Origin of the sequence: Dactylosporangium sp. NPDC050688 (assembly GCF_040654515.1) — a bacterium.
In the GTDB taxonomy this organism is placed as follows: domain Bacteria; phylum Actinomycetota; class Actinomycetes; order Mycobacteriales; family Micromonosporaceae; genus Dactylosporangium.
The window spans coordinates 37,852-60,969 of sequence record NZ_JBFAIC010000025.1; the positions used below are offsets into that span (position 1 = coordinate 37,852).

15 protein-coding genes are annotated in these 23,118 nt (G+C 74.2%); 9 read left to right on the plus strand and 6 right to left on the minus strand.

What is annotated here, in order from left to right; all coding sequences use genetic code 11:
• Positions 1-2 precede the first annotated feature (2 nt).
• The 4 genes from AB0H83_RS23800 to fxsT all read right to left on the minus strand — a co-directional run bounded on the left by AB0H83_RS23800 (position 3) and on the right by fxsT (position 5,974).
• Positions 3-1,274: an HEXXH motif domain-containing protein gene (locus AB0H83_RS23800; RefSeq protein ID WP_360097841.1), complete on the minus strand. Its 1,272-nt coding sequence runs from the start codon at positions 1,272-1,274 to the stop codon at positions 3-5.
• The gene (locus AB0H83_RS23805; protein WP_360097844.1) at positions 1,271-2,563 is read right to left on the minus strand and encodes an FxsB family cyclophane-forming radical SAM/SPASM peptide maturase; all 1,293 of its coding nucleotides are present in this window, start codon (positions 2,561-2,563) and stop codon (positions 1,271-1,273) included. The genes AB0H83_RS23800 and AB0H83_RS23805 overlap by 4 nt, the downstream gene beginning before the upstream one ends.
• A complete protein-coding gene (gene fxsA, locus AB0H83_RS23810) occupies positions 2,560-2,754 on the minus strand; it encodes an FxSxx-COOH cyclophane-containing RiPP peptide (RefSeq protein WP_162189761.1) in 195 nt (64 codons plus the stop codon). The genes AB0H83_RS23805 and fxsA overlap by 4 nt, the downstream gene beginning before the upstream one ends.
• A gap of 361 nt (positions 2,755-3,115) precedes the next feature.
• A complete protein-coding gene (gene fxsT, locus AB0H83_RS23815; protein ID WP_360097848.1) occupies positions 3,116-5,974 on the minus strand; it encodes an FxSxx-COOH system tetratricopeptide repeat protein in 2,859 nt (952 codons plus the stop codon).
• Between the two features lie 690 nt (positions 5,975-6,664).
• Here fxsT and AB0H83_RS23820 point away from each other — a divergent pair.
• From AB0H83_RS23820 to nudC, 8 genes are all read left to right on the plus strand, one after another.
• Complete coding sequence (locus AB0H83_RS23820) at positions 6,665-9,808, plus strand: ATP-dependent DNA helicase (protein ID WP_360098042.1); 3,144 nt, start codon at positions 6,665-6,667, stop codon at positions 9,806-9,808.
• Between the two features lie 29 nt (positions 9,809-9,837).
• The gene (locus AB0H83_RS23825) at positions 9,838-13,368 is read left to right on the plus strand and encodes a UvrD-helicase domain-containing protein (RefSeq protein WP_360097851.1); all 3,531 of its coding nucleotides are present in this window, start codon (positions 9,838-9,840) and stop codon (positions 13,366-13,368) included.
• 111 nt (positions 13,369-13,479) lie between these two features.
• The gene (locus tag AB0H83_RS23830) at positions 13,480-13,641 is read left to right on the plus strand and encodes a hypothetical protein (RefSeq protein ID WP_360097854.1); all 162 of its coding nucleotides are present in this window, start codon (positions 13,480-13,482) and stop codon (positions 13,639-13,641) included.
• A 45-nt stretch (positions 13,642-13,686) separates the two neighbouring features.
• Complete coding sequence (locus AB0H83_RS23835) at positions 13,687-14,661, plus strand: hypothetical protein (protein ID WP_360097857.1); 975 nt, start codon at positions 13,687-13,689, stop codon at positions 14,659-14,661.
• A gap of 591 nt (positions 14,662-15,252) precedes the next feature.
• Complete coding sequence (locus AB0H83_RS23840) at positions 15,253-16,437, plus strand: S8 family serine peptidase (RefSeq protein WP_360097860.1); 1,185 nt, start codon at positions 15,253-15,255, stop codon at positions 16,435-16,437.
• Positions 16,438-16,467: 30 nt separating this feature from the next.
• Positions 16,468-17,763, plus strand: coding sequence for a pitrilysin family protein (locus AB0H83_RS23845; RefSeq protein WP_360097863.1), 1,296 nt, complete (start codon positions 16,468-16,470; stop codon positions 17,761-17,763).
• A complete protein-coding gene (locus AB0H83_RS23850; RefSeq protein WP_360097866.1) occupies positions 17,760-19,091 on the plus strand; it encodes a pitrilysin family protein in 1,332 nt (443 codons plus the stop codon). Before AB0H83_RS23845 ends, AB0H83_RS23850 begins: the two co-directional genes overlap by 4 nt.
• Positions 19,088-20,002 carry an NAD(+) diphosphatase gene (nudC, locus tag AB0H83_RS23855; RefSeq protein ID WP_360097869.1) on the plus strand — a complete coding sequence of 305 codons (915 nt, stop codon included), beginning with the start codon at positions 19,088-19,090 and terminating at the stop codon, positions 20,000-20,002. The genes AB0H83_RS23850 and nudC overlap by 4 nt, the downstream gene beginning before the upstream one ends.
• A gap of 16 nt (positions 20,003-20,018) precedes the next feature.
• Here nudC and AB0H83_RS23860 read toward each other — a convergent pair whose 3' ends face one another.
• Together AB0H83_RS23860 and AB0H83_RS23865 are read right to left on the minus strand one after the other, a co-directional pair.
• A complete protein-coding gene (locus tag AB0H83_RS23860; protein WP_360097872.1) occupies positions 20,019-20,633 on the minus strand; it encodes a hypothetical protein in 615 nt (204 codons plus the stop codon).
• 40 nt (positions 20,634-20,673) lie between these two features.
• Positions 20,674-20,919 (minus strand): mycoredoxin, encoded by a 246-nt coding sequence (locus AB0H83_RS23865; protein WP_033358418.1) that lies wholly within the window; start codon positions 20,917-20,919, stop codon positions 20,674-20,676.
• Positions 20,920-20,994: 75 nt separating this feature from the next.
• Here AB0H83_RS23865 and AB0H83_RS23870 point away from each other — a divergent pair, with 75 nt between their 5' ends.
• Entirely contained in the window at positions 20,995-23,115 is a 2,121-nt protein-coding gene (locus AB0H83_RS23870) for an ATP-dependent DNA helicase UvrD2 (RefSeq protein WP_360097876.1), read from the plus strand.
• Positions 23,116-23,118: the final 3 nt, after the last annotated feature.

The following is a 23,118-nucleotide window of genomic DNA, read 5'->3' on the forward strand; positions in this document are numbered from 1 at the left end:
GCTCAGGAGGCCTGGGCGGCCAGCCAGCGTTGCTTCGTGCGCTCCAGCCGCTGCTCGGCCTCCAGCGCGACTGCGGCCGGCACGGGCTCCGACAGCATCGCGTCGGTGGCCCGGCGCAGGCCGGCGGCGAGCGACGCACCCTGCGGGGTCAGCGCCCCGGACTCCTCCACGGCGCTGAGCCCGCGGTCCACCTGCAGGCGGGCCTCGGCGAACTGCAGCTGCGCGTGCGGGCCGAACCTGGCGTCCGCCCGCAGCGCCTGCCACGTCTCGGCGACGCCGACGAAGGCGTACACCCCCTGCAGGAGCCCGGCGATCGGCCTCGGGTCCGCCCGCCAGGGGGCGAAGAACCGCCGCCGGTCGGTCGGGTCGGTCAGGGTCATGATGTCGAGCATCGCGCTGAGCTTCGAGTGCTGGAACTCGTGCACGAGCGTCACCGCGAAGTCCGCCGCGGTCGGCGGCCTGGTCAGGCCGAACACGCCGAACGCGTGGCGGATCGTCGCGCTGCGGGCGGCCCGCTCGTCGGTCTGCGCCAGCGGCACCAGGGTCCGCAGCCCGGCCTGCAGCTCCGCGGCCCGGGTCGGCAGCAGTTCCGCGAGCAGCCGCCACGCCTGGTCGAACAGGGCCTGCCAGCGCTCCAGCTCCGGCACCGGCAGGCGGGACGCGGGGGGAGCGTGGTGCCCGTGCCGGAACGGGTCCAGGTCGTCGAGGCCGAGCCGGATCCGGCGCCCGGCGGCGTCGCCGGCCAGGTGGCGCACCGGCAGCCACCCGCCGGCGTGCTCGTCCAGGGTGGTGCCGCCGGCCTCGACGGTGAGCCGGCCGGCCTTCGCCACCAGCCGGGCGGTGGTGGAGTCGACGGTCGCCGCGGCGACGCCGGGGACGCTCACGACGCCGTCGCGCACGGGGACGGCCACGTCGGCGTCGACCCCGGCGGCCGCGCAGGCGACCACGGCCAGGCCGTTGAGGTGCGCGACGTCCTGCCACCCGGCGCCGCCGTGCAGCAGCGCCCGGTTGACGATCGACGCCCAGGCGCCGACCAGCGGCGCGCCGAGGATCTCACCGAACGCCCCGGGGTCGGCGGCGCGGGCGGTCTCCAGCGCGCGCACCACGGCGTCGCGCTCGGCGGCGTCGCCGGGCCAGTGCTCCAGCAGCCGCGAGATGAGCAGCAGGTGCTTGCTCAGCTGGGCGGCCCGCAGCGACTGGACGGCCTGGGTGCCGCCGGCGCCGCGGGCGAGCCGGTCGAACTCCTCCGGCGTCAACCGGTGCTCGGTCGTCATGATGCTCCTGTCACCTGTCCTGCTACCCGCCTTCTGACATCCTCGGACAGCCGTCCGTGTACGTGGTCGATGAGTTTGCGCAGGTCGGCGCAGTACACCGAGGGGTTGTGGAAGCCCTCCGCGGGCCGGAACCGGTGCGCGTAGTGCCCGGCGCCGCAGACGCGGTGCACCGGGCAGGCGCGGCAGGTGTCCGACAGCGCGGCGGGCCCCAGCTGGCGGGCGATGATCCCGGGGTCGTCGAGCACGCTGTCGAGCTCGTCGTGGCGGATGTCGAGGCCGGTGGCGCAGGCCCCCGGGTACGCCGATTTCAGCGCGTCCACCTGCTCGATCGCGCCGTCGGACTCGATCACCACGACCGCGGCGGGGCTCAGCCCGATCTGCTCGGACCGGGAGCCGCCGCCGAGCAGCAGGCTGATCACGTCCTCGAACAGCCGGATCCGCGTCTCGCCGCCGCTGTACCACCGGTCGAACACGGCGATGAGCCAGTCCGCGTGCGGCGTCGCTGCGTCGTGCGGCCGCTGCGGCGGATGCTGCCAGTTGGCGTGCGGCAGCAGCAGGTCGACGGTCGGTGGGTCGAACGCCAGCAGTTGCTCGTAGCAGGCGATCGGGTCGGTGCCGGCCGACACCGTGCACAGGATGCCCGCGTAGCTCGCCCGGTGCTCCGGCCGGCGCAGCAGGTCCAGGGCGCGCGCGGCGGCGGCGAAGCTGCCGCGCCCGCTGCGCGTGACCCGGTGCGCGTCGTGCACCTCGGGCACGCCGTCGATGCTCACCCCGAAGGTGATGCCATGCGGCCTGAGGGCCTCGAGCCGGCGTTCGGTCAGCAGCACACCGTTGGTCTGCATGCCCACCTCGACGGCGCACGTGTCCGGCACCGCGGCCCGTAGCCGGGTGGTCAGCGCGCCGATCCGTTCGGTGCCGAACAGCAGCGGCTCACCCCCGTGCAGGATGACCCGTACGCCCCGCGAGCCGCGCGTCTGTGCGTGCCGGCCGATCGCGTCGACGGCCGCCTCCCACACGTCCTGCGGCATCGCGGCCGGCCGGTCCCGCCAGCTCTGGTCCACGGTCTCGTAGACGTAGCAGTAGTCACAGGCCAGGTTGCACCGCTGATGGATCTTCAGAACGATGTCGTGCACCGGGGCCGGCTGCCAACCGTTGCGCCGTGCCGCCGCCACGTCGAGCGTCGCGTAGGGCCAGGGCGCCGCCGCCCGGTGCGCTTCCCGCGCCGCGGCCACGCCGGCCCGGGCACTGCCGGCAGTGGCAGGCCGGGCGTCGGTGGCCGCGTCGATCACGACGAGGCGTAGGACTGGAACGCGGAAATAATGCCATCAGGATCGTCGAGACTGCGGACCAGCCGTTGCACGGAGCGTGCCAGCACCGAGTCGCCGGTGCTGAGCAGTTCCGTGAGCGGGAGGTCCGACACGTCGATCAGGGGCGCCCAAGCATGCTGGTCGCCAGCTGTCGGTGCGGAAACGGCATCCACCGGTAGGCCTCCACTCAAAGGGCTGCGAGCCGTTTGACAGAAAAAACCGGGGCGCTAGAAAAGTCCGAATTGTCGCGACCCCGCTACCCCGAGCGTACAGAAGTGTGTCGGTGCGCCCACGGCTCTGACAATCCCACGTTCGTCGCTTGACGATTCTTGACGTGGAAGGGGGCGCGCTGACCAGCGGCGACGGGGTAAGAGACCGTCGGCCCGCGGGTGGCGCCCCAGCGGCTCCGGCAGGGCGATCATGGGTCGTTCCGGGCACCCCGGACCGGACTCGCCGTAATGTGAGATTGGACGTTTCAGCAGCACCTGGCAATGCCGAGGGTGCCGGTTGACAATTCTTGACGCCGGCTCGCGATCATGTCGGTGGCGGTTCGATCGTGGCGTCCAGCCGCGCGCCGCGGGCCACCTCGGCGACCGCCGGATGTGCCGGTCCGCGGGATCTGCGCAGGTCGGCGAGGACCTTTTCGAGGAGCCGCTGGCCGGCGTCGACCTCGCCCGCGGCGTACCGGTCCAGGGCCAGGTTGGCCCCGGCGGTGAGTGTGTCCGGGTGGTGGTCGCCCCGTGCCTGCTTCGCCAGCAGGTAGGCCTGTTCGGAGCGGCCCCGGGCGCCGACCGCGTCGCCGGTGAGCGACATGTCGGTGGCGAGGTTGACCAGGGTGGCGATGGTGTACGGGTGATCCTTGCCGACGGTGTCGTGCAGGGCGTCGTAGGCGATGGTGTCCGCGGCCCGGGCCCGCAGGTACTCGCCCTTCGCCCGCAGGATCGAGGCCCGGTTCACCTCGGCGGCGAGGGTGAGCGGGTTGCGGGGGCCGAAGGTGCGCTGGTAGGAGCCGACGGCCTCGGCGGCGAGCTGGAACGCGTCGGGCAGGTGCTCCTGGCGGCCCTGCAGGCGCAGCGCGTTGGCGTAGCTCATCTTCGCCGCGAGGGTGTACTCGTGCACGGGCCCCAGCGAGGTGATGCAGTCGTGGTAGTGGTCGCGCAGCGCGTTGAGCGCCTCGGCGGTCTCGCCCATGCCGAGCCGGGCCAGCGCCACGGTCCGTGCCGCGCGCAGGACCCCGCGGTGGGTCTCGCCGAGGACCCGTAACGCGGTTGGGGCGTAGTGCTGCTGCAGCTCGATCACCTCGCGGTAGCGACCGAGCCCGTAGAGGTCCTCGGCGAGCGCGTTGACGGTCAGCAGCGTCTTGTCCCGCTCGGTGCCGTGCCGCTCCAGGTGCCGCAGCAGTTCGAAGCGGTCCATCTCCTCCGCCTCGGCGAACCGGCCCAGATGCCGGCAGCTCACCGCCAGGTTGTGCAGGCTCGCCGAGGTCAGCGCGTGCAGCTGGCCGTGCTGCGGGGAGTCCAGGTAGCGGTGGTAGGTGTCCTGGTCGATGTCGTACGCGGCCCGGTACTGCCCGGCGATGCGCAGGTCCGCGGCGTGGCTGGTGGCCAGCGCCAGGGTCTCGCGGTGGTCGGGGCCGAAGGCCGGGTTGTCCCGCAGCCGCGGCATCGTGTCGCTGGTCAGGTCGTGTGCCTGCTGGTACTGCCCGACGGCGCGCAGCCCGTTGGCCCATTCTCTGGTGCTCAGCAGCACCAGGTCGTGGTCGGCGCCGAGGAACTCCGCCGCGCTCCAGCGGGTGACGGCGGCCTCGGCGAGCCGGTTGGCGTCCTCGTACTCGCCCATCAGGTAGCGGTAGCGGATCTGGTGGAAGACGGTCAGCCGGGCCGCCGGCAGTGCCGAGCCGACCAGCCCGGAGGGCAGCACGTGCGCGGCGATCTCCCGGTGCATGTCCTGCGAGGCGAGGTCGTCGGGCCAGCCCGGGTCGGCGGCGGCCAGGATCGCGTGCACGTTGCGGCGGGCCCGGTCACGGGCCTCGGGGCTCAGCGCGTCGCGCAGGGCGAGGCGCATCAGCGGCTGCACCTCGATGCGTTGCGTCTCGCGGTGCAGCCGGGCCAGGCCGAAGCGGCTGATCTGCTGGATGACCTTGCTCAGCTTCAGCCGGTTGCGCATCGTGCGCATCAGGTCCGGCGACAGCTCGTCGCCGTGGTCGACGCTCAGCAGCGTCACCGACACCGGCTCCGAGCCCAGGAACGCGAACAGCTCGAACACCTCGACCGCCACCGGGTTCGTCTCGCGCAGCTGGTCCAGGGCGACCTGCAGCAGCGCGGCGACGGTGTGCGGGTAGTGCGCCGGCTGCCCGGTCGCGAGCAGGCCCGGCCCCGGCTCGTCGAGGCGGTCGCGCAGCTCCTCCCAGCTCAGCCCGGAGGCCAGCTTCAGCGCCGCGATCTGCTCCAGCGCCAGCGGCAGCCGCCCGTGCCGGCTGGCCAGCTCGTCGGCGTCGTCACCGCGCAGCTCCGGGAAGCGCTTGCGCAGGAACTGGATCGCCTCGGCCCGGTCGAAGTCGGGCACCTCGATCGCCAGGTAGGAGCTGTCGTTGGCCCACGCCGGGTCCCGCGTGGTCACGATGATCTTCCCGCCGATCGACGGGAAGAACGGACGCACCTGCTCGTTCTCCACCCCGTCGAACACCAGCAGGAACGGCGCCCCGGCCGACTCCAGCCGGGAGATGACGTTGTCGATGGTCTGCTTGACGTTGGCCTGTGCCGGCACCCCGAGCCGCTCCGCCAGCTCGGTCAGCGCCGAGCCCGCCCGCGTCGCCGGGATCCACCAGATCACCGCGTACGCGTCGGCGTACTGCTCGATGTACTCCCGCGCCAGCTGCGTCTTGCCCGCGCCGCCCAGCCCGTAGAGCACCAGCGGGCTCGGCCGCTGCGAGCGCAGCCGGGCCGCCATGGTGTCCAGCAGGATCTCCCGGCCGACGAAGTACGGGTTGCGCTCCGGAAACTCGCTGCGGATCCGCTCGGCCGGTGGGACCGGTGCCGCGTTCGCCGCGGCCCGCGAGCGCCGCAGCTCCGTCTGGACAGGCGCGGCGCGCGCGGCCGGTTGCGCGCCCCCGCCGGTGATCCGGTTCGCGGCCTTCGGCGGCGCGGCCGGCACCGCCAGCCACAGCCCGAGCAGGCTCTCCAGGAACGTGGTCATGTCGTGGTTGCGGTCGGACATCTGGTCCAGCTGCACCGCGATCGAGCGGACCTTGCCCCAGGACGGCACCGACTTGCCGCCGAGCGTGGCGGTGATGGTCTCGTGGGAGACGGTCTCGTCCAACTCGAAGTTCTTGCGGATGCCGACGCTGATGATCCTGGAACCGGGCTTGCCGGCGTCGTTGTACAGCGAGTGCATGGCGACGACGAGGTCCCGATGTGGCCCAGCCGGCAACTGAACCGGATCGGGAAGCTGGATCACCACGCAGTACGCTCCGAAACCCGTGCCGACATGTCAAGTTTCGTCAAGTGCCAAGGATCGCACGGACGTGCCGCGGCGAACAACCTCGACCTTGACCCACATGGATCTTGATTGACCCCTGATCCGCATTCTGTCAAAAATGGCCCGATGGTAGAAGACAACTGCTGGCAGTGAATTTCCGACAGTATTCCGACAAGCCTTCGGTAACCGGCCGGCATGGGCTCCGAGCTGCTGTTCCACCGTATCTGACGAGCAATTTGGCGGTATCGGCGTCAGGCTTGGCCGGCGATGGCCGGTCGTGAAGTCGGTGGTCTTCGCGATGGCCTCGACGATCAGCGTATGGTCTCGGCGTCCGGATCGGCGAGTCGCCGCGCGCCGCTTGTTGCGGATGTTCGACCCGGTCATCTCCAAAGCACAGAAGGATCGACCGGAATGAACGATCGGAAATGTCGGGTGGACGACCGTACGACCGCCTGCAGGGCACGTCCGCCCCGGCCGTCGCCGCCGGTCCGCGACCCGCCGCCGCGGGTCGCGGGTGCTCGCGGCGGAACTGTCGGACGGGCGTGATTGCATAGCGGCGTGACCGCGACCGCTTCCCCCCAGTCGGCCAGGCGCGGGACCTACCGCCTGGTCCGGCGGCCTGGTCCGGCGGCGGTCCCGATCGACGCGGACCCGTGGCAGCGGCTCGTCGTCGAGCACCGCTCCGGCCCGCTGCTCGTCATCGGCGGGCCCGGCACCGGCAAGACGACCAGCCTCGTCGAGGCCGTCGCCGCCCGGGTCGCCGAGGGGGTCGACCCCGAGCGGATCCTGGTCCTGACGTTCGGCCGGCGCGGCGCGGTGCGGCTGCGCGACCGCATCGAGGCCCGGCTGGGGCGCGCCGCCGGGCTGCGCACCACCGCCGAGCCGATGGTGCGCACCTTCCACGGCTATGCGTTCGGCCTGCTGCGCCGCGCCGCCGTCGAGCGCGGCGAGTTGTCGCCGCGGCTGCTCACCGGCCCCGAGCAGGACCTCGTCATCCGTGAGCTGCTGGAGGGCTCGCAGGCGCCGTGGCCGGAGTCCCTGCGCGGCGCCCTCGGCACCCGCGCGTTCGCCACGGAGTTGCGTGACCTGCTGCTGCGCGCGGTCGAGCGGGGCATCGGCCCGCAGGGGCTGGCCCGGCTGTCGGCCGTGCACCAGCGCCCCGACTGGGCCGCCGCGGCCCGGTTCTTCGAGGAGTACCTGCAGGTCCTCGCCCTGCGCGACGCCACCGGCCGGGGCGCGGTCGCCTACGACTACGCCGAACTGGTGCGGGCCGCGGCCGGGCTGCTGGTCGACGAGCCCGACGCCCTCGCCGCGGAGCGGCGCCGGATCGAGTGCGTCTACCTCGACGAGCTGGCCGACACCGACCCCGCCCAGATCGAGCTGCTCGACCTCGTCGCCGGGGCCGGCGCGCACCTCGTTGCGTTCGCCGACCCCGACTCCTCCACGTTCGCGTTCCGCGGCGCCGACCCCGGCATCGTCGGCGACTTCCCCGACCGGTTCCGCACCGCCGGCGGCCGGCCCGCGCCCCAGGTCCTCCTGCCGCACTCGCGCCGGCTCGGCGACGGGCTGCTCGCGCCGACCCGCCGGGTCGCGTCGCGGCTGCGCGGCCCCGCCCGCCACCGGCGGCTGGAGGCGCAGCGCCCCGGCGGCAGCGTGGAGACCGCGACGTTCGGCTCCGAGACGACCGAGGCGGCGTTCCTCGCCCACCGGCTGCGCGAGGCGCATCTGCTGCGCGGTGTGCCGTGGTCGCGGATGGCGGTCGTGGTGCGCTCGACCGCCCGCCAGCTGGCGCCGCTGCAGCGGGCGCTGCACGCGGCGGGCGTGCCGACCGTCACCGAGGCCGAGGACCTGCCGCTGCACCTGCAGCCGGCGATCGCGCCGCTGCTGCTGCTCCTGCGCTGCGCGCTCGACGACGGCCGGCTCGACGAGGACGCCGCGATCGCGCTGCTGCACTCGCCGCTCGGCGGCGCCGACCCCCTCGCCGAGCGGCGCCTCCGGCAGGGGCTGCGGGCCCTCGCCCTCGCCGGCGGGGACCGGCGCCCGTCCGGCGTGCTGCTGCTGCACGCCCTGCGCAACCCCGGCGAGCTGGCCGGGGTGGAGCGGCGCTGGGCGGCGCCGGCCCGTGCCGTCGGGCAGCTGCTGCAGGACGTCCGCGCCGCCGCGGCCCGGCCCGGCGCCACCGCCGAGGAGGTGCTGTGGACCGCCTGGCAGGGCAGCGGCCTCGCCGAGCGGTGGGCGGCACTGAGCGCCCGCGGCGGGCACCGCGGCGCCGCCGCCGACCGTGACCTCGACGCGGTCGTGTCGCTGTTCGACGCGGCGGCCCGCTTCACCGACCGGCTCCCCGGCGCCGGCACCGCCGTCTTTCTCGACCACGTCGAGGGCCAGGACCTGCCCGCGGACTCCCTCGCCCCGTCCGCCGACCGCGGCGAGGCGGTGCGCATCCTCACCGCGCACGCCGCGAAGGGCCTCGAGTGGGACGTCGTCGCGGTCGCCGGCGTGCAGGAGGGCGTCTGGCCCGACCTGCGGCTGCGCGGCAGCGTGCTGGGCTCCGAGCTGCTCGTCGAGGTCCTCGCCGGCCGCACCATGGAGACGATCGGCCGGCTGTCGGCGCTGCTGGACGAGGAGCGCCGCCTCTTCTACGTCGCCGTCACCCGCGCCCGCGAGCAGGTCCTCGTCACCGCCGTCGCGTCCGGCGACGGCGAGGAGCAGCCGAGCCGGTTCATCACCGAGCTCACCAACGCCGACCCAGACGCCGGCGGGGAGCCCGACGGCGCCGTCATGTTCGAGCCGCCGCGCGCGCTGACCCTGCCGACGCTCGTCGCCGAGCTGCGGGTCGCCCTCGTCGACCCCGACGCCACTGAGGACCGCCGCGCCGCGGCCGCCGCGGTCCTCGCCCGGCTCGCCGCCGAAGGAGTCCCGGGCGCCGACCCGGACAGCTGGTGGGGGCTGCAGCCGCTGTCGGACGACCGGCCCCTCGTCGACCCCGGCGAGCCGGTGACGGTGACCCCGTCCACAGTGGAGAGCGTCGACCGGTGCAGCCTGCGCTGGCTGCTGGAGCGGCACGGCGGGCAGCTGACCCCGTCGCCGGAGCAGTCGATCGGCAACCTCGTGCACGCCGCCGCGATGCTCGCCTCCGACGCCACCGCCGACCGGGCGCAGCTCGTCGCCTACGTCGCCGACCGCTTCGACGCGATCGAACTGTCCGCGCGGTGGCTCGCCGGCCGCGAGCGCGACCGCGCCGAGACCATGCTGGACAAGCTCATCGGCTGGCTCGCCGGCAACCCGCGCCGGCTCGTCGCGATCGAGCAGGACTTCCTCGTGGAGCTCGCCGACCCCGACGCGCCGGTCGAGATCAAGGGCCGCGTCGACCGGCTCGAGCTCGACGAGCACGGCCGGCTCGTGGTCGTGGACCTCAAGACCGGCAAGTCGATCCCCGCCAACGCCAACCTGGCCGAGCACCCGCAGCTCGCGGCGTACCAGGCGGCGATCGAGCTCGGCGCGTTCGAGGAGTCGACCGTCCCCGGCGGCGCCTCGCTGGTGCAACTCGGCGGCGAGACCGGCGCCGCCCGCGAGCAGGTCCAGCCGCCGCTGGGCGAGTCCGGCGACCCCAACTGGGCGCAGGCGCTGGTGAAGAAGACCGCCAAGACGATGGCCGCCGCCACCTTCGACGCCGTCGTCAACAACAAGTGCCGGGTCTGCCCGGTCAAGACCTCCTGCCCCGTGTCGGGCAAGGGCCGGCACGTCACATGAGCGTCCCGGAGCGCAGCGAAGGCGACGGCGTGAGCGTCCCCCAACGCGACGGGGGGCGCGCCGTGGCATACACCCCCGTCGAGCTGGCCAGGCTGCTGCGGCAGGCGGCGCCGACCCCGCAGCAGGCGGCGGTCGTCGCCGCGCCCGTCGCGCCGCTGCTCGTCGTGGCCGGGGCCGGCTCCGGCAAGACCGAGACGATGGCCGCCCGGGTCGTCTGGCTCGTCGCCAACGGCCACGCCCGCCCCGAGCAGATCCTCGGCCTCACGTTCACCCGCAAGGCCGCCGGCGAGCTGTCCCACCGCATCCGGCAGCGGCTCGGCCAGCTGGTGCGCCGGCTCGGCCGCGACGACCTGATCGCGGGCGAGCCGACCGTGGCCACCTACCACTCCTACGCCGCCCGGGTGGTTCGCGAGCACGGTGTACGAGCCGGCTTCGAGCCCTCCACCCGGCTGCTCACGGAGGCCGCCTGCTGGCAGCTCGCGGACGCCGTGGTGCGCGGCTACGACGGGGACATGACCGCCGTGTCCTCGGCGCCGTCGACGGTCGTCGACGCGGTCCTGCACCTCGCCGGGGACCTCGCCGAGCACCTGCGCGCGCCCGAGGACGTCGCCGCGTGGACCGGCCGGTTCTTCGCCGAGGTGAGCGCCAAGACCGGCAAGATGGCCAAGCCGGTGCGCGACCTGCTGTCCCGGCAGCAGGCCCGGTTGCAGCTGCTGCCGCTGATCCGGCAGTACCAGGAGAAGAAGCACCTGCTGGAGGCCATGGACTTCGGCGACCAGCTGTCCCGGGCGGCCCGGGTCGCGCTCGCCCATCCGGAGGTCGGCGCGGTCGAGCGGGACCGCTTCCGGGTGGTGCTGCTCGACGAGTACCAGGACACCAGCCACGCGCAGGTGGTGCTGCTGCGCTCCCTGTTCGGCGGCGGCCATCCGGTGACCGCGGTCGGCGACCCCTGCCAGTCCATCTATGGCTGGCGCGGCGCCTCCGCGGGCACGCTGGAGCGGTTCCCGGCCGAGTTCCCGACGGCGGCCGGGGAGCCGGCGACCGAGCTGAGCCTCACCACCAGCTGGCGCAACCGCCCCGAGATCCTCGACGTCGCCAACGCGATCTCCGCCCCGCTGCGCGCGCACGGCGCCCGCGTCGCCGAGCTCGCCCCCGCCGACGTGCTCGCCGAGCCCGCCTCCACCGCGACCGTCCACTGTGCGCTGCTGGACACCTACGCCGACGAGGCCGCCTGGATCGCCGACCGGGTCGTCGCGTCGTGGCGGCTCGCGGCGAAGGCGGCGCCGGAGACGTTCCCGATGGACATCCCGGTCGACGACCGGCCGACGACCGCGGTGCTGGTGCGCACCCGCGCCCAGATCCCCGCCCTGGAGAACGCGCTGCGCTCCCGCGGCCTGCCGGTCGAGGTCGTCGGCCTCGGCGGCCTGCTGGACACGCCCGAGGTCCGTGACGTCGTCAGCGTCCTGCGGGTCCTCGCCGACCCCGCCGAGGGCGCGGCGCTGCTGCGCATCCTGACCGGCCCGCGCTGGCGGATCGGCCCGCGGGACCTGGTCGCCCTGTACCGCCGGGCCCGCGCTCTCGCCGCTGCCCGCCGCGCCGGCCCGGCCGACGACGAGCCGGCGCTCGCCGACCGGCTCGACGAGGCCGTGCTGGTCGAGGCCCTCGACGACCTCGGTGACCCGGAGGCGTACTCGCCGGCCGGGTACGCCCGCTTCGCCGCGCTCGGCGCGGAGCTGCGCCGCCTGCGGTGGCGCCTCGACCAGCCGCTGCCGGACCTGGTCGCCGACATCGAGCGGGCCACCGGCCTCGACGTCGAGGTCGCCGCCCGCCCCGGCGACGCCGGCCTGGCCCGCGGGCATCTCGACGCGTTCAGCAACATCGCCGCGCGCTTCGCCGGTGAGTCCGAGGGCGCGACCCTCGGCGCGTTCCTGGCGTTCCTCGCCGCCGCCGAGAACGAGGAGCGCGGCCTCGCCCCGGGCGAGGTCGAGGTGGTCTCGGGCGCGGTGCAGATCCTGACCGCGCACGCCGCGAAGGGCCTGGAGTGGGACATGGTGTCGGTCGCCGGCCTCTGCGTCGACGTGTTCCCCGGCGCCAGCAACGCCGGCGACCACTGGCTGCGGGGCCTGGGCGTCCTGCCGTTCCCGCTGCGCGGCGACCGCGACGGGCTGCCCGCGCTGGACCTGTCCGCCGCGGAGGACGTGAAGGGCGTCGTGCGGCGGCTGGAGGCGTTCACCACCGACTGGCGCGAGCACGACGTGCGCGAGGAGCGGCGGCTGGCGTACGTCGCGGTCACCCGCCCCCGCCGGCTCCTGCTGGCCAGCGGGTACTGGTGGGGCGACGGGGTGAAGCGCGCCCGCGGCCCGTCGGTCTTCCTGGAGGAGATCCGCGACCGCTGCCGGTCCGGCGCCGGCATGGTCGACGCGTGGGCCGCCCCGCCCCCGCCGGACGCGCAGAACCCGACGGCCGACACGGTGCCCAGTGCGAGCTGGCCCGCCGACCCGCTCGGCGCCCGCCGCCCGCTGCTGGAGGCCGCCGCGGCGATGGTCCGCGAGGCGGCCGCCGCCCTCGCCGCCCCGCCGCCGCCCTCGGCCGACCTCGACGAACTCGTGCCGGCGCCCCGGCAGGCCGCCGACGAACTCGTGCCGGCGCCCCGGCAGGCCGCCGACGAACTCGTGCCGGCGCCCCGGCAGGCCGCCGACGAACTCGCGCCGGCGCTCCGGGAGGCCGCCGACGAGGTCGTGCCGGCTCCTGCGGGTGCCGTCGCTGCCGTACCGGCGGCTCCGGATGGCGTCGCGGTGGCCGTACCGGCGCCGCAGCGGGACGACACGGCTGCGCCGGCGCGCGTCGAGTGGCCCGAGGAGGTGCTCCGCGACGGCTCCGGCCGGCGGTGGGCGGCGGAGGCCGACCTGCTCCTCGCCGAGCGGGCCCGCCTCACCCCGCAGCTCAACGCCCCCGTCGACGTGGCGCTGCCCGGGCACCTGTCGGTGTCGCAGCTGGTGGCGTTGCGCCGGGACCCGCAGCGGCTGGCCCGCTCGCTGCGCCGGCCATTGCCGTCGCGCCCCGACCCGTACGCCCGCCGCGGGACCGCGTTCCACCACTGGCTGGAGCAGCGGTTCAAGGCCGAGCGGCTGATCGACCTCGACGAGCTGCCCGGCGCCGCCGACGAGGGCGCCGCGCCCGACGAGGCCCTGGCCGACCTGCAGGAGCGGTTCCTGGCGGGGGAGTGGGCCGACCGGGTGCCGCTGGACGTCGAGGTGCCGTTCGCGTCCGTGATCGCCGGGGTGGTGGTGCGCGGGCGGATGGACGCCGTCTACGCGTACCCCGACGGGCGCTACGACGTGGTCGACTGGAAGACCGGCGCCCAGCCGTCCGGCGCCGACGCCGCGGCCGCCGCGGTGCAGCTCGCCGCCTACCGGCTGGCGTGGGCGGAGCTCAGAGGGGTGCCGCTGGACCTGGTCGGCGCCGCGTTCTTCTACGTCCGCGACGGCGTCACGGTCCGCCCCGCCGACCTGCTCGACAAGGAAGGGCTGCTCGCCCTCATCGCCACGCTGCCGGTCTGATCGACAGCAAGGTCGCGTCAAGCTTCCGACACCTCGCTGTCCACGGAACCTCGCCGTCCTCGAAGCTGTCCAAAGGGCATGCGGACGGGCATGCGAGGGGAAGTGCGCAGGATGCAGACATCGCCGACGCGCGAGGTCGCACTGGTGGTCGGGGTCGCGACCGCCGGGGTGCTGACCGCGGCCCTGATCGTCATCGGCCCGGTCGCCGCTGCCGACTCCCCGAGATATCCGCAGGTCACCGACGTCCGCACGCCGGTGCAGCCGCAGCCGTAGCGGGTTTTGGCAGACTGGCGTCCGGCTGCGACACTTACGGTTGAGATGACCGAGCAGCAATCACCGTGGGCTCAGCCGGACACGCAGGTCGTGCTGGCGCCCGTCGGGCCGGCGCCGACGATTCAGCGCACGGCCGAGCCGCCGCGCGCCGCGTCCGGTTACCGCTCGGGCCGGGTCTCGGGCATCGGCGTGCCGCCGATCGTGCCGCCCCCCTCGTGGCCGTCCGGTGGCGGCGGTGGCGGCGACGATGACGACGATCCGGTCAAACGCAACAAGCGGATCCTGAAGGTGCTCAGCGGCAGCGCCGTCGCCGTGGTCCTGATCGGCCTGGTCGTCATTCTCGTCTCGGTGATGACCGGCAACGCCACGACGCCCGGCGGCCTGTTCGACAACCGGGCCAAGGGCCCCAGCGACACCCGCCCCGAGCTGGCCCGCCGCTGCCCGCCGCCGACCATCCCGCCCGAGGTGCCGCCCGGCGGCGCGCCGGTGCCGCCCGGCCCGCGGACCAGCGACGAGGAGGCCGGGATCTCCTACAAGGAGTACGGCGACCCCTGGCGCCCCTGGGACGCGTCCTGGGTCGACCAGGGCGAGCTGAAGGTCACCTACCGGACCGGCCAGCACTTCGTCACCGAGCCCGACTACGCCGGCGGCAGCGACTACCACGCGACGATCCTCTCCGGTCACGTCCCGGCCACCGTCAACGACGGCTCGGTCCTCGACCTCAAGTGCGCCGGCGACCAGATCGCCGCGGACGTGCGGGTCAGCTTCTACCCGAAGAGCAACGAGCTGGAGCCGATCTCCGCCAAGGACCTCACCCTCGGCGGCCGCCCCGCCCGCCTGATCAAGTTCCGCCTGCACTTCTCGCAGCCGGGCCTGAAGGCGAAGAGCGAACTGGTGTCGATCGCCCTCATCGACCTCGGCAAGCCTGAGGCCGCCATCCTGTACGTGTCGATCCCCGACACCCACCGCCAGTTCGACTACGTCGCCGACGAGGCCCCCGAGTCCGTCCGCCCCCTGTGATCTTTCCGGCCCGGACCCGCCCGCCGGCCCACGCCTGCGGCTCCGCAGATCCGTGCCCCGCGCCGATTCGCGTCCCCCCTCGGGCGTGATCCAAGCCGTCCCGTGGTCACCCGGATGACCGTGGCGCGACTTCGATCTGTGACGGCATGCTGGCCGGACGGTGATCATTGAGGTGCCGCGCGGGCAAGCCCGGAGCCGCCGTCCTGCCGGGCCGAACCGGGCCGCCGGCTGGCTGGCTGGCTGGCTCGGCGTGATCGGCGTCGGGTTATCTGAAGCGGTGATCAGGCCACCGGCGCCACGCTCTGCGTACCCCGGGGCGTGATCCAAGTCGTCCCGTGGTCATCCGGATGACCGTGGCGCGACTTCGATCACGGCGGCGGAGCGGGCGGTCGGACGGTGACCACCGGGATGCCGCGCACGCGCGTGGGGCTGCCGCGCGCCAGCGCAGGCAGTGCGAGCGCCAGCGAGCATGGGGGGCTCCGGGGTGGGAACCCCCCGGCCGGCCGCGGCGCCAGCCGCCTGAAGCCAGAAACTGCCCGAAGCCAGAAACAGCGACTGGCGCGGGTTGCGTCGATCCGTCACGCTAGCGCGATGAAAAAGGCCGCACTGGTTCTCGGCGTCGTGCTGGTGCTCGTTCCCGCGGGCCCGGTCAGCCCGGCGTTCGCCGACGGTATCCGTGACGATCAGTGGCACCTGCAGTACCTGCGGGTGAGCGAGGCCAACGAGAAGACCCGCGGCGAGGGGATCACGGTCGCGATCGTCGACAACGGCGTGGATCGCAACCACATCGACCTGACCGCGAGCGTCCTGCCGGCGATCTACACCAACGGCGTCGCCACGCCGCCCGGTGATCCCGACGGGCACGGCACCGCGCTCGCCGGGCTGATCGCCGGGCAGGGGCACGGCGCCAACCGGCAGCACGGAGTGCTCGGCATCGCGCCGGGCGCGGACATCCTGCCGGTGGTGCTGGGCAGCCCGGCCACGCCCGACCCGACCGGCACCCGCACCGTCACCCCCGACCAGCTGGCCGAGGGCATCGAGCTGGCGACGGTCCGCGGCGCGAAGGTCATCGTCGTCGGCTACTCGGTGGGCGGCAGCGAGCGGCTCGCCCAAGCGGTGCGGGAGGCGCAGGCGGCCGACGCGATCATCGTCGCGTCCGACGGCAACCGCGCCGGTGAGGCGTTCGAGCCGTACCCGGCGGCGTACGACGGGGTCCTCGCGGCGGTCCCGCTGTCGCGCGCCGGCGACGTGCTCGTCACCTCCGACAGCGGCCGCCGGCTCGGCTTCGGCGTGCCCGGCGAGGAGATCATGACCACGAACACCGGCGGCGGCTACCGCATCGACGCCGGCAGCGCCTCCGCCGGAGAGCTCGCCGCGGTCGTGGCGCTGGTGCGGGCGGCGTACCCGAAGCTGCCCGCCGACGAGATCGTCCACCGGCTCTCGGTCACCGCCGTCGATGCGGGGGCGCCGGGGCCCGACCCGCAGTTCGGCGTCGGCCGGGTCGACCTGGTGCCGGCGCTGACCAGGGTGATCCCGCTGGCTCACCCGCCGACGCCCTCGGCTGTCCCGTCGCCGTCCGCCGCGGCGCCGGCGTCGGCGGACGCGCCAGTCGCCGGTCCCGTCGTGGCCAGGTCGCGGGGGCCGCTGGGGTGGCTGCTCAGCCTGCCGCTGGTCGCGTTCATCGGGGTGCTGCTCTGGTACGCCCTGAGGGCCGAACGCCGCCTGCGGCGCTCCGAGTCGGCGGTCGCCTCGGGCGAACGGCGCGCGACGGGATAGATTCGGTGGGTGCCTCGTCGTAGTCCCGCTGTGCGGATCCCCGCGTCCAAGTATCCCGTCGAGCGCCTCACCCTTCCCAACGGCTTGCGGGTGGTGCTGACACCCGACCGGGCCGCACCCGTCGTCGGCGTCGCGGTCGTGTACGACGTCGGCATCCGCTCCGAGCCGCAGGGCCGCACCGGCTTCGCCCACCTCTTCGAGCACCTGATGTTCCAGGGGTCGGAGAGCCTGGAGAAGCTCGCCCACTTCCGTTACGTGCAGGGCTCCGGCGGCACGTTCAACGGCTCGACCCACTTCGACTACACCGACTACTTCGAGACGCTGCCGTCCAACGCGTTGGAGCGGGCGCTGTTCCTCGAGGCCGACCGGATGCGCTCACCCCGCCTGACCGAGGAGAACCTGCGCAACCAGGTCGACGTGGTCAAGGAGGAGATCCGGGTCAACGTGCTCAACCGGCCCTACGGGGGCTTCCCGTGGCTGCGGCTGCCACCGGTCATGTTCGACACGTTCGCCAACGCCCACGACGGCTACGGCTCCTTCGACGACCTGGAGTCCGCGACCGTCGCCGACGCCGCCGACTTCTTCGACCGGTACTACGCCTGTGGCAACGCGGTCCTCGCGGTGTCCGGCGACTTCGACGTGGCGACCGCGACCGCGCTGATCGAGCGGCACTTCGGCGACGTGCCGGCCCGGCCGGCGCCGGTGCGCCCCGACTTCGCCGAGCCCGACCTGACCGCGGAGCGCCGCTCGTCGTACGAGGACCGGCTGGCGCCGCTGCCGGCGGTCGCCGCGGCGTGGCGGATCCCGGACCCGATCACCGACCTCGAGGGCTACCTGCCCTACGTGGTGCTCGCCGAGGTCCTCACCGACGGCGACGCGTCCCGGCTGGTCGAGCGGCTCGTGCTGCGCGACCGGACGGTGACCAGCGTCGGCGGTTACGTCGGGTTCATGGGCGAGCCGTTCGCGGTGCGCGACCCCACCGCCCTCGTGCTGCAGGCGCACCTGCCCCCGGGCGGTGACATCGACAAGGTCCTGCGCAGCGTCGAGGAGGAGTGCCAGCGCGTCGCCACCGACGGCCTCGCCGCCGACGAGCTCAGCCGCACCCAGGCCCGTATGGCCACCCACCTGCTGCGCGACACCGACGCCGTGCTCGGCCGGGCCCTGCAGATGGCGGTGCTGGAGCAGCAGCGCGGCGAGCCCGAGCTGCTCAACCAGCTCCACACGCTGATCAGCGGAGTCACCGAGGAGCAGGTCGTCGCCGCGGCGGCCGAGCTGGTCCCGTCGCGCCGCGCCGCGGTCGAGGTCATTGCCGGAGGAGCCAAGTGACTGCCGAAACCCTGCCGCGCACCGTGCCGGTGCTCGGGCCGAACCGCCCGCTCAAGCTGCCCAAGACCGTCGAGCGGACCCTCGACAACGGGCTGACCGTGATCGCGCTGCGCCGCTCGTCGGTGCCGCTGGTCGAGATCCGGCTGCGGGTACCGTTCGCGAAGGCGCACCTGGCCAGGGCCGCGCTGCTGACGCAGACGGTGCTGTCCGGCACCACCGCCATGTCGACCGTCGACATCGCCGCCGAGCTGCAGAAGGTCGGCGGCGGGCTGTCCGCCGGCGCCGACCCCGACCGGCTGCTGATTTCCGGCAACGCCCTCGTCGGTGGCCTGGAGCGGCTGCTGGACCTGCTGGCCGAGGTGCTCACCGACGCCAACTACCCGGCCGACGAGGTCAGCACCGAGCGGGCCCGCCTGGTCGACCGGATCCGGGTCGCGCAGAGCCAGCCGAGCCACCTGGCACGGGTGGCGCTGCTCAAGCGGATGTACGGCAAGCACCCGTACGCCGTGCAGACCCCGGCGCCGGAGCAGGTGGAGGCGGTCGCCCCCGGCACGCTGCGCACCCTGCACGCCGAGCGGCTGCACCCGGCGGGCGCGACCCTCGTCATCGTCGGCGACATCGCGCCGGAGAAGGCGATCGCCGCCGCCGAGCAGATGCTGTCCAAGTGGGACGGCGCCGGCTCGACGGTGGAGCTGCCGCCGACGCCGGAGCTGAAGCCGGGGCCGCTGACGCTCGTCGACCGGCCCGGCTCCGTGCAGTCCTCGCTGCGCCTGGCGCTGCCCGCGGTGTCGCGCAGGCACCCCGACCACGCCGCGCTGCAGCTGGCCAACCTGGTCTTCGGCGGCTACTTCTCCTCCCGCTGGGTGGAGAACATCCGCGAGGACAAGGGCTACACGTACGGGCCGCACTCCCTGGTCGAGCACGCCGTCGCCGGTTCGGCGCTGGTCGTCGCGGCCGAGGTGGCCACCGCCGTGACCGGCCCGGCGCTGCTGGAGACGCTGTACGAGCTCGGCCGGCTGGCCAGCCTCCCGCCGGAGCAGGAGGAGCTGGAGCAGGCCCGCCAGTACGCGCTGGGCACCCTGCAGCTGGGCATGTCCACCCAGGCGGGGCTGGCCGGCCTGGTGTCCACGTACGCCGGGTTCGGGCTGCGCCTGGACTACCTCGCCGAGCACGCCGCCCGGCTGGCGAAGGTCAGCCGCGACGACGTGGCCGCCGCGGCCGCGCAGTACCTGGCGCCGTCGCGGGTCGCGGCCGTCGTCCTCGGCGACGCGGAGCAGATCGAGCAGCCACTCGCGGCGCTGACGGCGGTCACCCGAGCGGCGTCATGACGGACGTGGCAGCCGCCCGGCCGGGGCCCCCGCTCGCGCGGGGCGCGCTGGACCGGGCGGCGCACCACCGCACCGACGCCGCCTGGCTGGAGGAGGCCTGGACCCGCGCCCGGGTGGTGGTCGTCGACGACGGACACCTGCTGGTGCGCGTCGACGATCCGCCCGAGCTGGTGTACTTCGCGCCGGACGACGCGCCGCGGGGGGAGCGGTTCTTCCTCGGCGAGGACGTCGACGGCACCGTGTACTTCGCGGTCGCCGCGGACGTGACACCGCTGCCCGGCACGCGGCGGGTCACGCTGCGCCAGGTCGGCCACTCGCTGCCGGACCTGCCCGCTGGGCTGTTCATCACCGCCGTCGCGCTGGCCAACTGGCACTCGCGGCACCCGTACAGCCCCCTCAGCGGCAAACTGACGGTCCCGGCGCAGGGCGGGTGGGTCCGCACCACCGAGGACGGCGCGGAGACGCTCTGGCCGCGCACCGACCCGGCCGTGATCATGCTGGTGCACGACGGCGTCGACGGCCCGGACGGGCGCTGCCTGCTTGGTTGCAACGCGCAGTGGCCGCAGTCGGGCGGGATCCGGCGCTACTCGACGCTCGCCGGGTTCGTCGAGCCGGGGGAGTCCGCGGAGATGGCGGTCGCCCGGGAGGTGCTGGAGGAGGTCGGCGTCGTCGTCGGCGAGGTCACGTACGTGGCGAGCCAGCCGTGGCCGTTCCCGGGCTCGCTGATGCTCGGCTTCCACGCCACGGCGCCGGTCGGCGCGCCGGTCGTGGTCGACCCGGAGGAGATCCTCGAGGGGCGCTGGTTCTCCCGGACGGAGATCGCCGCGGTGCTGCGGGGTGAGGCGCAGGACTTCGGCCTGCCGTTCCCCGCGTCGATCGCGCACTACCTGATCACGGAGTGGCTCGGCTGACGGGCCCCGTGCCTGGTCAGTTCGCGGCGGCCCGGTTGACGGCCTCGCGGTGCCATCGTCCACACCAGCGGTCGAGGACCCCGGCGGCGTGCGCCGGGGTCACCTCGTGGAGATCATGGTCGATCTTGTGTACGCCGAAGGCCTGCGTCGGGTGCCACTCCAGGTCGCGCCAGAGCGCCTCCTCGGCCACCCCGCCGGCCGGGTCGACCGACCGGCGCAGCAGCGACAGCGGCGCCTGCGGGGTCGAGTCGCCGTCGACGCGCACGAAGTACGTGACCAGCAGCCGCGGCCCGGGCGGCGGCCCGGCCCGCCAGGCCCGCAGCGCGTCCTCGGTGAGCCGGGTGTCCGGCTCGGGCGCCGCGGCACGGAAGCCGCAGTGCCGCATGTGCCCCAGGAAGTCCGGTTCGGGGGCGAGTCCCAGGTCGAGGACCTCCCCGACGAACCGCTCCGGCCACAGCCACAGCCCGTCGGTGCGCAGCACGCCGTGCCCGTGGCCGATCGCGGTGCCGGCGGACAGATAGTCGGCGATGCGCCGGCGGCGTCCCGGGTCGGCCACCCTCGGCCGCTCGGGCGCGTGGTGGGCCAGTGCTCCCGGGGCGCCGCCGACGGCAAAGTCGCGCGCAACCCGCATGCCGGTCACCGTAGTGGCGCCGGCGGCGCCGTGTGAAGGGTCAGCTACTGACCGCGTTGGCCAGCTGTGCCTTCACCTGGACGATCGTCGGGTTCGTCAGGGCCGTGCCGTCGTCGAACTTCAAGGTCGGGACGGTCTGGTTGCCGCCGTTGACACTCTCGACGAACTTCGCCGCGGCGGGATCCCGTTCGATGTCGACGACCTGGTACTGGATGCCCTCGCGGTCCATCTGCGACTTCAGGCGGTGGCAGTAACCGCACCACGTGGTCGAGTACATCGTCAGCATCGGGTGGTCTCCTCCGTCGGTTCTCAGCAGGTACTCCGACGGAAACGTCATACCCGGCTGGAATGATGCCTACCTGTGGCGGACTCCTCAAACCCACTCGCCGGTCTTGACCCGGAGCAGGCTGCCGTGGTCACCGCACCGGCCGGGCCGCTGTGCGTCCTGGCGGGCGCGGGCACCGGCAAGACCAGGGCGATTACGCACCGCATCGCCCACCGGGTCCGGGCCGGTCACGTCCGGGCCCAGCACGTCCTCGCCGTCACGTTCACCGCCCGCGCCGCCGCCGAGATGCGGGCCCGCATCGACCAGCTCGGCGCCGCCGGGGTGCAGGCTCGCACGTTCCACGCCGCGGCGCTGCGCCAGGTCCGCTACTTCGCCCCCAGGCTCTTCTCCGGCCGGGAGATGCCCGAGCTGCTGGACAGCAAGGCCCGCCTGGTCGGCCTCGCCGCCAGCAGGGTGGGCGTCAAGATCGACGGCACCGGCGCGCGCGACCTCGCCGGCGAGATCGAGTGGGCCAAGTCCTCGCTCATCGAGCCCGCCGACTATGCCGTCGCCGCGGCCAAGGCGCTGCGCGAGCCGCCGTTCGACGCGGCGAAGGTCGGCGAGGTCTACGCCGCCTATGAGCGGGTCAAGCGCGCCCAGGGCGTGATCGACTTCGAGGACATGATCCGGGCCGCGATCTGGGCCATGGAGGAGCACGAGGACGTCGCCGCGCAGATCCGCTCGCAGTATCGGCACTTCGTCGTCGACGAGTATCAGGACGTCAACCCGATGCAGCAGCGGCTGCTGGACTCCTGGCTCGGCGACCGCGACGACCTGACCGTCGTCGGCGACGCCAGCCAGACGATCTACTCGTTCACCGGCGCCAGCGCGTCGTATCTCGTCGACTTCAAGCGGCGCCACCCCGCCGCGACCGTCGTGCGGCTGGTCCGCGACTACCGCTCCACCCCGCAGGTCGTCGGCCTCGCCAACACCGTCATCGGGCAGGCCCGCGGCGAGCTGGCCCGGCTGCGGCTCGAGCTGATCGGCCAGCGCGCGACCGGCCCCGAGCCGGTCATGCGCTCGTTCCCCGACGAGGCGCAGGAGGCCGCCGCCGTCGCCGCCCGCTGCGGCGAGCTCATCGCGGCCGGCACGCCGGCGGAGGAGATCGCCGTGCTGTTCCGGGTCAACGCGCAGTCCGAGGTGTACCAGGAGGCGCTCGCCGAGGCCGGCGTGCCGTATGTGGTGCACGGCGCCGAGCGGTTCTTCGAGCGGGTCGAGGTGCGCCGGGCGATGATCACGCTGCGGGCCGCGACCCGGTCGCTGGACGCCGGCGCGCCGCTGACCGAGTCGGTCGTGCAGGCCCTGGAGGGCGTCGGCTGGCGGCCCGGCGAGACCCCCGCCGGTGGCGCCGCCCGCGAGCGGTGGGAGGCGGTGGCGGCGCTCGTCGCGCTCGCCGAGAGCATGCCGTCGCTGACCCTGGAGGCGTTCAACGAGGAGCTGGCCCGCCGCGCCGCCCTGCAGCACGTGCCGACGGTCGCCGGGGTCACCCTGTCGTCGCTGCACTCCGCCAAGGGCCTGGAGTGGGACGCGGTGTTCCTGGTCGGCCTCGCCGAGGGCACGATGCCCGTCATCCACGCCCGCACCCCCGACGCGGTCGAGGAGGAGCGGCGGCTGCTCTATGTCGGTGTCACCCGGGCGAGGCACACGCTGTGGCTGTCCTACGCCGGCTCCCGCGCGCCGGGCGGGCGCCCCCGGCGGGCCAGCCGGTTCCTGCCGATGCTGGAGCCAGGGCGGGTCGCGCAGCAGGGCTCCGGCCGGCACTCCGGCAGCGGTTCCGGGAGGGGCCTCGGCAAGTCGGAGGTGGCGGCCAGGGTGCGGCGCACCGTCGCCGTCTCCTGCCGGGTCTGCGGCGCCGGGCTGCTCAGCGGGGCAGAGCGCAAGCTGGGCCGGTGCGCCGGCTGCCCGGCCGACCGCGACGAGGAGCTGCTGGCCAGGCTGGTCGACTGGCGGGCCCGGCTCGCCGCCGTGCAGAAGGTGCCGGCGTTCGTCGTATTCACGGATGTCACGCTCGCGGCGATCGCCGAACGGCGCCCCGGCCGCCGTGAGGAGCTCGCCGTGATCGCCGGGATCGGCCCCCGCAAGCTCGGCCTCTACGGCGACGACGTGCTCGCGCTGGTGTCCGGCACGACCGTCGAGGAGCTGGTGCGCAGCGACTGACTT

Coding starts and splice junctions, on each gene's coding strand:
- fxsT (WP_360097848.1), bottom strand. CDS start 5,974: ATGCACTCGCTGTACAACGACGCCGGCAAGCCCGGTTCCAGGATCATC.
- AB0H83_RS23835 (WP_360097857.1), top strand. CDS start 13,687: ATGACCGAGCAGCAATCACCGTGGGCTCAGCCGGACACGCAGGTCGTG.
- AB0H83_RS23865 (WP_033358418.1), bottom strand. CDS start 20,919: ATGCTGACGATGTACTCGACCACGTGGTGCGGTTACTGCCACCGCCTG.
- AB0H83_RS23860 (WP_360097872.1), bottom strand. CDS start 20,633: ATGCGGGTTGCGCGCGACTTTGCCGTCGGCGGCGCCCCGGGAGCACTG.
- AB0H83_RS23830 (WP_360097854.1), top strand. CDS start 13,480: ATGCAGACATCGCCGACGCGCGAGGTCGCACTGGTGGTCGGGGTCGCG.
- nudC (WP_360097869.1), top strand. CDS start 19,088: ATGACGGACGTGGCAGCCGCCCGGCCGGGGCCCCCGCTCGCGCGGGGC.
- AB0H83_RS23800 (WP_360097841.1), bottom strand. CDS start 1,274: ATGACGACCGAGCACCGGTTGACGCCGGAGGAGTTCGACCGGCTCGCC.
- AB0H83_RS23840 (WP_360097860.1), top strand. CDS start 15,253: ATGAAAAAGGCCGCACTGGTTCTCGGCGTCGTGCTGGTGCTCGTTCCC.